The sequence below is a fragment of the Bradyrhizobium sp. WSM4873 genome, from assembly GCF_055811355.1.
In genome coordinates this window covers 42,781-55,414 of the sequence record NZ_JBVVPS010000040.1, presented here as the reverse complement: position 1 = coordinate 55,414, position 12,634 = coordinate 42,781, and the positions used below count along the sequence as shown (strand labels likewise).

The 12,634-nt window shown below is 64.5% G+C and carries 13 protein-coding genes; 2 read left to right on the top strand and 11 right to left on the bottom strand.

Annotation, left to right across the window (positions count from 1 at the left end; genetic code table 11):
* Positions 1-97 precede the first annotated feature (97 nt).
* The 3 genes from AC0L21_RS33315 to AC0L21_RS33305 are packed head-to-tail and all read right to left on the bottom strand — an operon-like array spanning position 98 to position 3,147.
* Positions 98-1,090, bottom strand: a complete 993-nt coding sequence (locus tag AC0L21_RS33315; protein ID WP_473265894.1) for an SGNH/GDSL hydrolase family protein — start codon at positions 1,088-1,090, stop codon at positions 98-100.
* 12 nt (positions 1,091-1,102) lie between these two features.
* Positions 1,103-1,882, bottom strand: a complete 780-nt coding sequence (locus AC0L21_RS33310) for an SGNH/GDSL hydrolase family protein (protein ID WP_473265893.1) — start codon at positions 1,880-1,882, stop codon at positions 1,103-1,105.
* Positions 1,882-3,147 (bottom strand): OpgC domain-containing protein, encoded by a 1,266-nt coding sequence (locus tag AC0L21_RS33305; RefSeq protein ID WP_473265892.1) that lies wholly within the window; start codon positions 3,145-3,147, stop codon positions 1,882-1,884. The genes AC0L21_RS33310 and AC0L21_RS33305 overlap by 1 nt, the downstream gene beginning before the upstream one ends.
* 205 nt (positions 3,148-3,352) lie before the next feature.
* Between AC0L21_RS33305 and apaG the strand changes: the two genes are divergently transcribed.
* Positions 3,353-3,745, top strand: coding sequence for a Co2+/Mg2+ efflux protein ApaG (apaG, locus tag AC0L21_RS33300; protein ID WP_027514422.1), 393 nt, complete (start codon positions 3,353-3,355; stop codon positions 3,743-3,745).
* A gap of 49 nt (positions 3,746-3,794) precedes the next feature.
* On the opposite strand, the gene AC0L21_RS33295 is transcribed toward apaG, so the two are convergent.
* The 3 genes from AC0L21_RS33295 to AC0L21_RS33285 all read right to left on the bottom strand — a co-directional run bounded on the left by AC0L21_RS33295 (position 3,795) and on the right by AC0L21_RS33285 (position 7,242).
* The gene (locus AC0L21_RS33295) at positions 3,795-4,802 is read right to left on the bottom strand and encodes an Hsp33 family molecular chaperone (RefSeq protein WP_473265891.1); all 1,008 of its coding nucleotides are present in this window, start codon (positions 4,800-4,802) and stop codon (positions 3,795-3,797) included.
* 290 nt (positions 4,803-5,092) lie between these two features.
* A complete protein-coding gene (argF, locus tag AC0L21_RS33290; protein ID WP_473265890.1) occupies positions 5,093-6,040 on the bottom strand; it encodes an ornithine carbamoyltransferase in 948 nt (315 codons plus the stop codon).
* Positions 6,040-7,242 (bottom strand): acetylornithine transaminase, encoded by a 1,203-nt coding sequence (locus AC0L21_RS33285; RefSeq protein WP_473265889.1) that lies wholly within the window; start codon positions 7,240-7,242, stop codon positions 6,040-6,042. Before AC0L21_RS33285 ends, argF begins: the two co-directional genes overlap by 1 nt.
* A 455-nt stretch (positions 7,243-7,697) precedes the next feature.
* On the opposite strand from AC0L21_RS33285, the gene AC0L21_RS33280 reads away from it, so the two are divergent.
* Positions 7,698-8,210, top strand: a complete 513-nt coding sequence (locus tag AC0L21_RS33280) for a GcrA family cell cycle regulator (protein WP_007597869.1) — start codon at positions 7,698-7,700, stop codon at positions 8,208-8,210.
* A gap of 228 nt (positions 8,211-8,438) precedes the next feature.
* Here the strand turns inward: AC0L21_RS33280 and phoB are convergent, their stop codons facing one another.
* The 5 genes from phoB to pstC are packed head-to-tail and all read right to left on the bottom strand — an operon-like array spanning position 8,439 to position 12,545.
* Positions 8,439-9,146, bottom strand: coding sequence for a phosphate regulon transcriptional regulator PhoB (phoB, locus tag AC0L21_RS33275; protein ID WP_007597871.1), 708 nt, complete (start codon positions 9,144-9,146; stop codon positions 8,439-8,441).
* A gap of 14 nt (positions 9,147-9,160) precedes the next feature.
* A complete protein-coding gene (phoU, locus tag AC0L21_RS33270) occupies positions 9,161-9,877 on the bottom strand; it encodes a phosphate signaling complex protein PhoU (RefSeq protein ID WP_018456067.1) in 717 nt (238 codons plus the stop codon).
* 10 nt (positions 9,878-9,887) lie between these two features.
* Positions 9,888-10,709, bottom strand: a complete 822-nt coding sequence (gene pstB / locus AC0L21_RS33265; protein WP_007597875.1) for a phosphate ABC transporter ATP-binding protein PstB — start codon at positions 10,707-10,709, stop codon at positions 9,888-9,890.
* The gene (gene pstA / locus AC0L21_RS33260; protein WP_007615690.1) at positions 10,706-11,551 is read right to left on the bottom strand and encodes a phosphate ABC transporter permease PstA; all 846 of its coding nucleotides are present in this window, start codon (positions 11,549-11,551) and stop codon (positions 10,706-10,708) included. Before pstA ends, pstB begins: the two co-directional genes overlap by 4 nt.
* A gap of 4 nt (positions 11,552-11,555) precedes the next feature.
* On the bottom strand, positions 11,556-12,545 hold the full coding sequence (pstC, locus tag AC0L21_RS33255) for a phosphate ABC transporter permease subunit PstC (protein WP_007615692.1): 990 nt from the start codon (positions 12,543-12,545) through the stop codon (positions 11,556-11,558).
* Between the last annotated feature and the right edge of the window lie 89 nt (positions 12,546-12,634).

Here is a 12,634-nt window from a genome sequence, read left to right as displayed (position 1 = left end):
TCGTTTTGTGCGGGGGGGGCGGGGGGGGGGGTGTTTTGGGGGTTTTTTGGGCGCCCCCCGCCCGGCCCCATCTGCCCCCCCCGCCCCCCACGACAGGTCACATCGGTCGATAGGTCCGCACGTCCGCGGGCACGTTGACGCCGAGTTTGATCTGGCCGACGGAACGGATGATGTCGTCGCCGAGGAGCTGGGCGAAGCAGGCATAGCCCCAATCGTTCATGTGCAGTCCGTCGGCGATCACGAAACTCTCGACCGGAAGCGATTGCTTCTCGTGCCAGTCGCGCATCACCTCGAAGCGCGGGAAGATGCCGACGTGACGGAGCTCGGCGACCTTGCCGAGCAGCTTCACCATCTTGCCGGCGCTGTCGGCGCGCTGGTTGACGGCCGGCGAATATTGCGGATCGACCAGCACGACGTCGGTGCCGCCGGCAGCCTGGATGCGGCTGATGCCGTCCTCGACCAGTTTGGCGGTATCGCCGGGATCGAGATTGCGTAGCACGGCATTGGTGCCGACCTGCCAGATCACCAGATCCGGATGCACGTCAATCACCTCTTTCTGGAGGCGCTTCATCATCTCGGGCGCGTCCTCGCCGCCGACGCCGGCATTGACGACGGTGATGTCGGCGGTCGGATAGTGCCGGTGCAGCTGCGCGGCAAGGCGATTGGGATAGTTGAACTCCGGCGAGCTCGCGCCGAATCCCGCGGTCGAGGACGAGCCGAAGGCGACGATGACGACGGGCTGGCCGGCGACGAGCTTGCCCGCGACATGCGGCAGCGAGCCCATCGCCTTCGAGCCGCCCTTCGGCGACAGGCAGGGCACGCGGCTGAAGACGTCGCCGGCGGATTTCGCAACCTGCTTCACCTTGTCGATCGCGCGCGCCGTGATGCCGCGCTGCTCGGGGGACGTCGCGGCGATGGTGGTCTGGGACGGTGAAGCGAGAGCCGGATCAGCCGACTGCTGCGGGGCCGGCGTTGCCTGTGCGGCCTGCGTCTGCGCGTGCGACTGCGAGGCCGGACTCAGCACCAGCAGCAGCGCTGCTGCGGGCACAGCCAGCCATGCCGTCAGGCAAAAAGGGCGGAGAGAACTCATCAACGCTAGACCTCAATTTTGCTGCTGGGCCGGCTCCAGATGCGCAGCGTCGATCACGAACTGTGCCAACGCCCGGCCGAGGCAATCATGGACCTGTTTCGCCAGCTCAGGCCCGCGCGACGGGCTGAACAGGTCGAACTGCCCCTGATCATTCCACTGCCGCATGATCGCGAACCGATCGAACAGCGGAATATCGTGCTCCTGCGCCACCACCCGCATATTGTCGAGGTATGGCGGCACCGAGATCATGGTTTCGGTACGCGGACTGTACTGCAAGTTCATCAAGACGACGTCAGCCCCTGCCTTTTGCAACGCAACAACCCCTTCGGTCACCGCGCCACGAAAATCATCGGGATCGATGGCTCGGATAGCATCGACGGTCCCGGTCTGCCAGATGACCAAAGTAGGCGTCTTTGCTTCCATCAGCTTAACGAAGCTGGCGGCCGCCTCCTCGGCCGTCTTCTTGCTCTGTATTTCTACGGAGACATGCACCGTCTCGGTCGGCGGCAGCTTGTCCTTCAGGATGGCCTGCATCCGCGCCGGATAAGAGGCGTCCTCGGAAGCCGGAATCGTGGTCGAGCGACTGCCGATGACCAGGATTTCGAGCGGTTTGCCGGCCTTCACGGCATCGGCGACCTTGGGAAGCTGGCTTTCGCTGGTGAGCAGATAGGAGGGCACTTCACAGGCTGCGGGCGCGGCTGAAGCAGCCGGCGCAGCATCGTCCGCGCGCGCCGGAGGCGCGGCGAGACCACCGCACAGCAGGATCAGGCTCAGGAAAACCTTCGCCTTCATCAGCCCCCTCCCGCCATATCGGCGCTGCCGACGGCGCTTTTGGTTTTCGAACCGCTCTTGTCAGCCACCCGCTTGTACCACGAAATCAGCCAAGCCATGGCCCACATGATCAGGATTCCGGAGAGACTAATTAGCGCATGCATGACCGGGCCGCCCGAGACCTCGGCCAGGATGAAATGGCCGGCAAAGGCGAGGAAGACGCCGAGACAGAATATCTCCAGGGAATGCGAGCCGCACAGGATCAGCGGCCGCAGCCAGGGCGATTTCAGGCCCGGCCAGTCACGCGGCAGGACGCGCACGGTGAGCGCGGCCAGCGCCAGGAAATGCGTGAAGCGCAGCACGTCAAGGTCGGCCTTGTCGATCGGATACATCCACTGCTCGAGCCGCTTCGGCATGAAGTGGGAGAGCTGCGGCACATACCAGGTCAGCGTCACGTAGAATGCGGCGACCAGATAGACGATCGCGATCCACATCGTCACCCGCGAAGCCAGAATGTGCGACATGCGCCGCGCACCCCCGAGCGCGCACCATGCCCCGAACACGAACAGCAATTGCCAGGCGAAGGGATTGAAGGCCCAGAAGCCGTTCGGATAGGCCGACAGATAGAGGTCGTATTCCCAGGTCACCGCGTAGAGCGCGACCGAGAGGCCGAGCGTCACGTCGGGGCGCCATTTCATCAGCCACAGGATCAAGGGCAGCGCCAGCATCAGCACGATGTAGAGCGGCAGCACGTCCATGTTGACCGGACGGAAGCGCAGCAGCAGCGCCTGCACGATCGTGACGTCGGGCTGCTTGAGGAAATCCATGATGCCCATCTCTTCGGTGTAGAGCGGGTTCTCGAACCGGGTCGCGACGTAGGAGATTTCGGCAAGGAAGATCGTGAACAGGAAGACGTGGGCGACATAGATCTGCCAGACGCGCCGCAGGATGCGCGCGGTGGCGACGACGATGCCGGACTCCAGCATCGCCCGACCGTAGACGAAGGCCGCGGTATAGCCGGAGATGAAGATGAAGATCTCGGTGGCGTCGCTGAAGCCGTAATTGCGGATCGTGAACCAGGTCAGAAGGCTCGGCGGCAAATGGTCGATGAAGATCAGCCACAGCGCGAGGCCGCGGAACAGGTCGAGCCGGAGCTCGCGCTCGCCGATGGCGGGCAGCGAAATGGCCGGCGCGGCCGCGCGCCGCTTTGCCCCCGCGGACTTGACCTCCACAGGTTTGGCGGTTCCCGCGATCGTCGATCCCGTCACTTGGTCGGCAATGGTCATCGGGGGCCTAAAAACCCTTCCGCAAATCGCGACGTGGCAGGGAGTGTACCGGTTCGGCCGTCATCTCGCAAAGCGGCCGGATCACATGCAAGTACATTTGCAAGTCCATTTGGACGTGTACTTCCCTGCGAAATCTGGCGGGACGATGTCGCCAAGGCCGCCTCCGGCGTTTGGTTCCCGGGCGGTTTTCGGTATGATGGCAATCATGTACCGCGCCGTGACCCGCCAGATCGAAGTGACCGTCGAGCCGAACTTTGTTCCGGAGCAGTCGTCGGCTGACCGCTCCCGTTATTTCTGGGCCTACACCATCGTCATCACCAATTCCGGCGACGAGACCGTGCAGCTCAAGACGCGGCACTGGATCATCACCGACGCCACCGGCCGGCAGCAGGAGGTGAAGGGCGAGGGTGTCGTCGGCGAGCAGCCGACGCTCGCCCCCGGCGAACGCTTCGAATATACCTCCGGCGTACCGCTCACGACCGCCTCGGGCTTCATGACCGGCCGCTACCAGATGGTCAGTGCCACCGGCGAGCGCTTCGAGATCGACGTGCCGACGTTCTCGCTGGACAGCCCGGATAACAAGAGGGTGCTGAATTAGCGCTGGAAATGGTGGGCGCGCTTCGCTTTGCCCACCCTACGGCACCGCGCTACGCGTCCTGGACGCCCGCCTCGTCCGGTGTGAACTCGTACACCGAGCTGCAGAACTCGCAGGTCACAACGACCTTGTCGTCCTTGACCATCGCGGCACGGTCGTCGGACGAAAAGCTCTTCAGCATCGATGTGACCACATCGCGCGAGCAGGAGCATTGCGCTTTCAAGGGCAGCGGATTGAACACGCGCACACCGCGCTCGTGGAAGAGACGGTAGAGCAGCCGCTCGCCGGAGAGCTCGGGATCGATCAGCTCGACATCTTCGACGGTTTCGATCAGCGAGCGCGCCTCGACCCAGGCATCGTCTTCAGCGACGGCATGAACCTCGACGCCTTCGGGCGCATCGCCGGGATGCAGATCGGCCTGCCGCGCCCGCTCGGGCGCCTTCGGTAAAAACTGCATCAGCATGCCACCGGCACGCCAGCGATGCTTGCCTCCGTCGTTCGATCGCCATTCCTCGCCCACGGCGAGGCGCACGCGCGTCGGGATCTGCTCGGAGCGCAGGAAATATTCGTGAGCGGCGTCTTCCAGGCTGCCGCCGTCGAGCGCGACCAGGCCCTGGTAGCGGCTCATGTCGGGGCCCTGGTCGATGGTCATGGCGAGATGACCGTGACCCAGCAGCGCGCCGGAATCTTTTGCATCCCCGAGGCGCGCGGCGTCGTAGCGCGCATAGGCGCGCAGGCGATCCGGCGCCTGATAGTCCACGACCAGGAATGACACCGGACCATCGGTCTGGGCCTGCAGGATGAAGCGGCCTTCGAACTTCAGCGACGAGCCGAGCAGCGTGGTCAGCACGATGGCCTCGCCGAGCAGCTTGCCGACCGGCGCCGGATAATCGTGCTTGGTCAGGATCTCGTCGAGCGCCGGACCAAGCCGCACCAGCCGACCGCGCACGTCGAGCGCGTCAACCTCGTAGGGCAGCACGGCGTCATCGACGGGAACCGCGGATGGCGCGCGAACCGGGCCTTCGGGCCCGGTTTTCATGTCAGGGGATTGGGAAACCATGGCGCTTTATCTGGGGTCGGAAGGCGGAATTGGAAGGGGGGTTGGGGAACTGTACGAAGCAACCTCAACCTCCGTGTCGTCCCGGACAAGCGCTAGCGCAGATCCGGGACCCATAACCACAGGATTACGCTACTCCGCGAGATGACAACTCCGAATCCTCGCCAAACGACTTCCTGTGGTTATGGGTCCCGGATCGGCGCTCCGTTCTGGACAACGCTGCGCGTTGCCAGAAGCTGCGCTTGTCCGGGACGACGATCATATGTGAGGTGGCCGCCGGGATTCCAGCGAGATCACTTCACCGCGTCGAAGCACCAGGCCAGAATGCCCTTCTGCGCGTGCAGGCGGTTTTCGGCCTCGTCGAACACGACGGATTGCGGACCGTCGATCACCTCGTCGGTAACCTCCTCGCCGCGATGGGCGGGCAGGCAGTGCATGAACAGCGCATCGGGCTTGGCCAGCGACATCAGCTGGGCATTGACCTGATAAGGCTTGAGCACGTTATGGCGGTGCTCGCCTTCCTTGTCGCCCATCGACACCCAGGTGTCGGTCACGACACAATCGGCGCCGCGCACGGCGGCTTCGGCATCCGTGCCGAGCATGATCGGCGCGCCGGTCGCCTTGATGAAGTCGCGCATCGCCTTTTTCGGCGCGAGCTCTGGAGGCGTCGCGACATTGAGCTGGAACTTGAAGCGCTCGGCGGCGTGCGCCCAGGACGCCAGCACGTTGTTGTCGTCGCCGGTCCAGGCCACCGTCTTGCCCTCGATCGGGCCGCGATGTTCCTCGTACGTCATGAGGTCGGCCATCACCTGGCAGGGATGCGAGCGCCGCGTCAGGCCGTTGATGACCGGAACGGTGGCGTTCGCCGCAAGCTCAAGCAGGGCATCGTGGTTGAGGATGCGGATCATGATGGCGTCGACATAGCGCGACAGCACGCGCGCGGTGTCGGCGATGGTCTCGCCGCGGCCGAGCTGCATCTCGGCGCCCGTGAGCATGATGGGCTCGCCGCCGAGCTGGCGCATGGCGACGTCGAAAGACACCCGCGTCCGCGTCGAGGGGCGCTCGAAGATCATCGCCAGCGTCTTGCCTTCGAGCGGCCTGACCGGCTGATGCGCCTTCTGCTTCGCCTTCATCGCGGAGGACGCGGCCAGCATGCGCTTGAGCTCCGACAGCGGCAGCTCGTTGATATCGAGGAAGTGCTTCGGTGTTTTCTTGGGTGCTTTATCGGGCGACTTGCTCATCAGCTTGCCGCCCGCTTGTTGCCGGACAACGCAGTGCAGGCGCGCTCGAGCCGCATGACGCTGTCCTCGATCTCGGCTTCGGTGACGATCAAAGGCGGCAGGAAACGCACGACATTGTCGCCGGCGCCGACGGTGAGCAGCTTCTCTGCGCGCAAGGCGGCAACGAGATCGCCCGAAGGTACCACGGCCTTGATGCCGATCAGGAGGCCCTCGCCGCGCACTTCGCTGACGACATCAGAGTGACGGTCGATCACGGAGGCGAGCTTCTGCTTGAGCAGCAGCGACATCCTCTGCACGTGATCGAAGAAGCCGGGCTTGAGCATGACGTCGAGCACGGCGTTCGCAGCCGCGATCGCGAGCGGATTGCCGCCGAAGGTCGAGCCGTGCGAGCCCGGCGTCATGCCGGATGCCGCTTCCGCGGTCGCAAGGCAGGCGCCGATCGGAAAGCCGCCGCCGAGCGCCTTGGCCAGCGACATCACGTCGGGTTCGACGCCGAGGCGGCGGTACGCGAACAGATCGCCGGTGCGGCCCATGCCGGTCTGCACCTCGTCGAAGGCGAGCAACAGACCCTTCTCGTCGCAGAGCTGACGCAACGCCCTCAGGAAGGCGGGCGTTGCCGAACGCACACCGCCCTCGCCCTGGATCGGCTCGATCAGGATGCCGGCGGTCTGCGGACCGATCGCCTTTTTCACCGCCTCGAGATCGCCATGCGCAACCTGGTCGAAGCCCTCCATCGGCGGGCCGAAACCTTCGAGATATTTCGCCGAACCCGTCGCCGCCAGCGTCGCCAGCGTGCGGCCATGGAAGGCGCCTTCGAAGGTGATCATGCGATAGCGGTCGGGATGGCCCTTCGCGGCGTGATAACGGCGCACGACCTTGATCACGCATTCCAGCGCTTCGGCGCCGGAATTGCAGAAGAACACGAAGTCCGCGAAACTTTCATTGCACAGGCGCGCGGCGAGCTTTTCGCCGTCCGGGCTCTGGAACAGGTTCGACATGTGCCAGAGCTTGGTCGCCTGCTCCTGCAACGCCGCGACCAGCGCCGGATGGGCATGGCCGAGCGCGTTCACCGCCACCCCCGAGGTGAAATCGAGATAGCGCTCGCCATTAGTCGCGATCAGCCAGCAGCCTTCGCCACGCTCGAAACCGAGGTCGGATCTGGCGAAAACGGGGAGCAAATGCGGCGCTGCGCTGTTAGTCATGGCGGTCACTTGAATGTTGCGGACGGTGTGAGCGTGCATTGCGCAACGCACCATCGACCGGCCCGGAAAACGAAACGTGCCGCCTCTTGAGGGCGGCACGCGCGACTATCTTAGGCCTGGTGAAACGGGTGTCAATGCCGCCCGGAAAGCCTCGCGAAACGCTGAATCCGTAGTCTTGCGGTGCCGATTTTGCGGGATTTAGCCACGGAACATGTGGAAGCGAGTCGGCGGACTCTTGCGCGGGAGTCACGCCATATTGTAGCGTTTGGATTGTCAGATACGACATCTCGTGCAGTGGTTCTGATCTTTAAGTCCTTATGTACCGGCGTAAACGTTCGGGCGTTCAAGACGCGCCCGGCGAGCCTTAAGGGATTCTGGCGGCACGGGTTTTTGAAGGCTTAGGCATTCGCTGCGAGGCCCCAGGATGGCTGGCGCGCAGCGAGGGAAAGGGTGCAATGACGGTTTTGACCTGGTCCGATGATCGCGTCGAGCAGCTGAAAAAGCTCTGGGAGGCCGGACTTTCGGCCAGCCAGATCGCGGCGGAGCTCGGCAATGTGACCCGCAATGCCGTGATCGGCAAAGTGCACAGGCTCGGCCTTTCGGGCCGCGCCAAGAGCCCTTCGTCGGCAGCGCCCCGGCCGCGCAAGGCGCGCCCCGCGCAGCACATGATGCGGGTGAGCCGCCCGATCTCGCGCGGCAACACCGCACTGGCGCAGGCCTTTGAGGTCGAGGCTGAGCCGGATCCGGTCACATACGACAACGTGGTGCCGATGAGCCAGCGGCTGTCGCTGCTGGAATTGAACGAGGCGACCTGCCACTGGCCGGTCGGCGATCCCTCGAGCCCGGACTTCTTCTTCTGTGGTGGCCGTGCGCTGTCCGGCCTGCCCTATTGCGCCCAGCACTCGCGCGTCGCGTACCAGCCGGCGTCGGATCGGCGCCGCGCACCGGTGAAGCCGGGTCCGCGGTAATCACGGCAAGTCGTCGCGCGAAGACAGTTCAACAATTTCAGTGTCGTCCTGGCGAAAGCCAGGACCCATACTCCGAGCACGCAGTAGTCGTGCGGAAGGGGTCGCTCCGAGTCTTCGCCAAACCACGTTCGGTGGTTATGGGTCCCGGATCAGCGCTCGCTTCGCTCGCTTGTCCGGGACGACGTCGGAGAATTCGGGGACAGCTCGCCAGCAAACAAGCCTGCAACCCTACACCTGCTCCGCCTTGGCAAAACGATCATCCAGCGCGTAGCCGGCGCCGCGGACGGTGCGGATCGGGTCCTGCTCGCGGCCGAGATTGAGCAGCTTGCGCAGGCGGCCGATATGCACGTCGACGGTACGCTCATCGATGTAGATGTCGCGGCCCCAAACGCTGTCGAGCAGTTGCTCGCGCGAGAACACCCGGCCCGGATGCTCCAGGAAGAACTCCAGCAGGCGATATTCGGTCGGACCGAGATCGATCGGCCGGCCCGAGCGCGCCACGCGGCGCTTGTCGCGGTCGAGCTCGATGTCGCCAAAAGCAAGCACGGTGGCGAGCCGCTCGGGGCTCGCGCGCCGCAGCAGGCCTTTCACGCGCGCGAGCAGCTCCGGCACCGAGAACGGCTTGACGATGTAATCGTCGGCGCCGGTCGCAAGACCCCGCACCCGTTCGCTCTCCTCGCCGCGCGCGGTGAGCATGATGATCGGGAGCTGCTTGGTCTCGGGACGGGTGCGAAGCCGCCGGCACAATTCGATGCCTGACAGGCCCGGCAGCATCCAGTCGAGCACGATCAGATCGGGGATGTGCTCCTTGAGGCGAGTGTCGGCGTCGTCGCCGCGCATCACCGTCTCGACGTCATAGCCGTCGCCTTCGAGGTTGTAGCGGAGAAGCTCCGTCAGAGCTTCCTCGTCCTCAACCACCATAATGCGTGCGCCCATCGGGTCGTCGCTCCTTAAGTGTTCGGTACCGTGTTGGCGAAGGTCGTCATGTCGCCCTTCGGCCGCTTGTCGGTGATCGCCTGTCCCTCGATCATGTAGAACACGGTCTCGGCGATGTTGGTGGCGTGGTCGCCGATCCGCTCGATGTTCTTGGCGCAGAACATCAAATGGATACAGAACGAGATGTTGCGCGGATCCTCCATCATGTAGGTAAGGAGCTCGCGGAACAGCGAGGTGCAGATGGCGTCGACCTCCTCGTCGCCCTTCCACACCGCCATCGCCGCCGGCAGATCATGCGCGGCATAGGCGTCCAGCACCGACTTGACCTGCTGCTGCACGAGGTCGGTCATGTGCTCGAGGCCGCGAAACAGCTTGAGCGGATGGAAGTCCGTCTCCAGCGCCGCGACGCGTTTGCCCATGTTCTTGGCGAGGTCGCCGATGCGCTCGAGATCGGTCGCGACGCGCATGGCGCCGACGATCTCGCGCAGGTCGACCGCCATCGGCTGGCGGCGGGCGATGGTGAGCACCGCACGCTCCTCGATGCGCTTCTGCAGCGCGTCGAGTTCGGTGTCGATGGCGACGACGCGCTGGCCGAGCGGGACGTCGCGGCGGATCAGCGCGTCGACGGACTCGACGATCATGCGCTCGGCGATGCCACCCATCTCGGCGACCAGGCGGGTGAGTTCCTGGAGGTCGGTATCGAAGGCCTTTGCGGTATGTTCAGAACCCATGTCGCGTCTCCTAGCCGAACCGGCCGGTGATGTAATCCTGCGTGCGCCGGTCAGTCGGCGACGTGAAGATCTTGCTGGTGTCGTCGAATTCGATCAGCTCGCCGAGATACATGAAGGCGGTCTTGTCGGAGACGCGCGCCGCCTGCTGCATGTTGTGAGTGACGATCGCGATCGTGTAATCCTCGGACAGCTCCTGGATCAGCTCCTCGACCTTGGCGGTCGAGATCGGGTCGAGCGCCGAACAGGGTTCGTCGAACAGGATCACCTCGGGCCGCACCGCGACGGTGCGGGCGATGCAGAGGCGCTGCTGCTGGCCGCCCGAGAGCGACAGGCCGGAGGCGTTGAGCTTGTCCTTGACCTCGTTCCACAGCGCGCCGCCGCGGAGTGCCTTTTCGACGCGGCCGTCCATCTCGGACTTCGAGATCTTCTCATAGAGACGGATGCCGAACGCGATGTTCTCGTAGATCGTCATCGGGAACGGCGTCGGCTTCTGGAACACCATGCCGACGCGGGCGCGCAGCAGATTGAGGTCCAGCTTGCCGTCCAGGATGTTGGTCTGATCGAGCATGAGCTGACCGGTGGCGCGCTGGCCGGGATAGAGGTCGTACATCCGGTTGAAGATGCGCAGCAGGGTCGACTTGCCGCAGCCCGACGGACCGATGAACGCCGTGACGCGGTTGGCGCCGAGCGTCAGGTTGATGTTCTTCAGAGCGTGGTGCTCGCCGTAATAGAAGTTCAGGTTGCGCACGGTCACCTTGGGGGGCGCCTCCGGCAGCACCGGCGCGTGGGGCAGCCCACCGGCCGCGCTCATCGATACGGAAAGATCACTCATTTTGCGGTCCTCTCGGCGCCAAGGATGCGCGCGCCAATATTCAGGGCAAGAACGGTCAGCGTGATGAGCAGCGCCCCGCTCCAGGCCAGCTGCTTCCAGTAGGCATAGGGGCTCTGCACGAAGTTGTTGATGGTGACAGGCAGGTTCGCCATCGTCTTGTTCAGGCCGAGGCTGAAGAACTGGTTCGACAATGCGGTGAACAGCAGTGGCGCGGTTTCGCCGGCGACACGAGCGGTCGCGAGCAGCACGCCGGTGATGAGGCCGGAGCGCGCGGCGCGATAAGCGATCCGCTTGATCACCAGCGAACGCGGCAGGCCGAGCGCCGAGGCCGCCTCGCGCAGCGCGTTCGGAACCAGCAGCAGCATGTCCTCGGTCGTGCGCAGCACCACCGGGATCACGATGACCGCGAGCGCGAGCGAGCCCGCGATCGCCGAGAAGCCGCGCATCGGCACCACCACCGCGCCGTAGATGAACAGGCCGATGATGATCGAGGGCGCCGAGAGCAGGATGTCGTTGATGAAGCGGATCACCGAGGTCAGCTTGTCGTTGCGGCCGTATTCGGCGAGGTAGGTGCCGGCAAACATGCCGAGCGGCGCACCGATGCCGACGCCGATCACGGTCATGATCAGCGAGCCGACGATGGCGTTGAGCAGGCCGCCCTCGTTCGATCCGGGTGGCGGCGTGTTCTCGGTGAACAGCTGGACATTGAGTCCCGCCAAGCCGTTGTAGAGCAGCGTGATCAGGATCAGCGCGAGCCAGGTGACGCCGAAGGCGGTTGCGGCGATGCAGAGCCCGCGGACGACGATGTCCTTGCGGCGGCGGCGTGAATAGATCGGGTTCATGGCGCTAGTTCCCAGCCTTCTTTTCCAGCCGCATCAGCATCAGCCGCGCCGCTGCGAGCACGAAGAAAGTCAGCACGAACAGCAGGAGGCCGAGCAGGATCAGGCCGGACTGGTGCAGGCCGTCGCTCTCGGCGAACTCGGATGCGATCGCCGCCGAAATCGTGGTGCCGGGGGCGAAGATCGACGACGATATCCGGAACGAGTTGCCGATGATGAAGGTCACCGCCATGGTCTCGCCGAGCGCGCGGCCCAGCGCCAGCATGACCCCGCCGATGACGCCGACGCGGGTGTAGGGGATCACCACGCTGCGGACGACTTCCCAGGTGGTACAGCCGACGCCGTAGGCGGCTTCCTTCAGGACCGGAGGCACCGTCTTGAACACATCGACCGAGATCGAGGTGATGAATGGCAGCACCATGATCGCGAGGATCAGCGCGGCATTGAACAGGCTGAGATAGGACGGCGGTCCCGCGAAGATCGCGCCCAGCACGGGCACGCCGTCGAATATCTTGATCATGAAGGGCTGGAACGTGTTGGCGAGGAACGGACCCAACACGAAGAAGCCCCACATGCCGTAGATGATCGAGGGGATGCCGGCGAGCAGCTCGATCGCCATGCCGATCGGGCGGCGCAGCCATTGCGGGCAGAGCTCGGTGAGGAAGATGGCAATGCCGAGACCCACGGGAATGGCGATCAGCATCGCGATGAAGGAGGTGACGAGCGTGCCGTACATCGGCCCGAGCGCGCCGAGCACCGGCGGATCGGCGGACGGCGCCCAGCGCTGCGTCCACAGGAACGAGACCCCGAATTCCTTCATCGCCGGGAAGGCGCCGACGATCAGCGAAATGATGATGCCGCCGAGGATCAGAAGCACCGAGATCGCGGAGAGCCGCGTGATCCAATAGAAGGTGACGTCGCCGAGCTTGAACGCGCTCAAGGCCTTGGCGCGATCATACGGTCCGGCGTCGTCGATTACATCGCTCTGAACGGCCATCTCTGCCACGCCGATCCCCTGTACTAAAATAGTATACGTTTTTTGTTGGTCCGTGCCCCGGATGCGGCGCAGCGCATCCGGGGCACGGG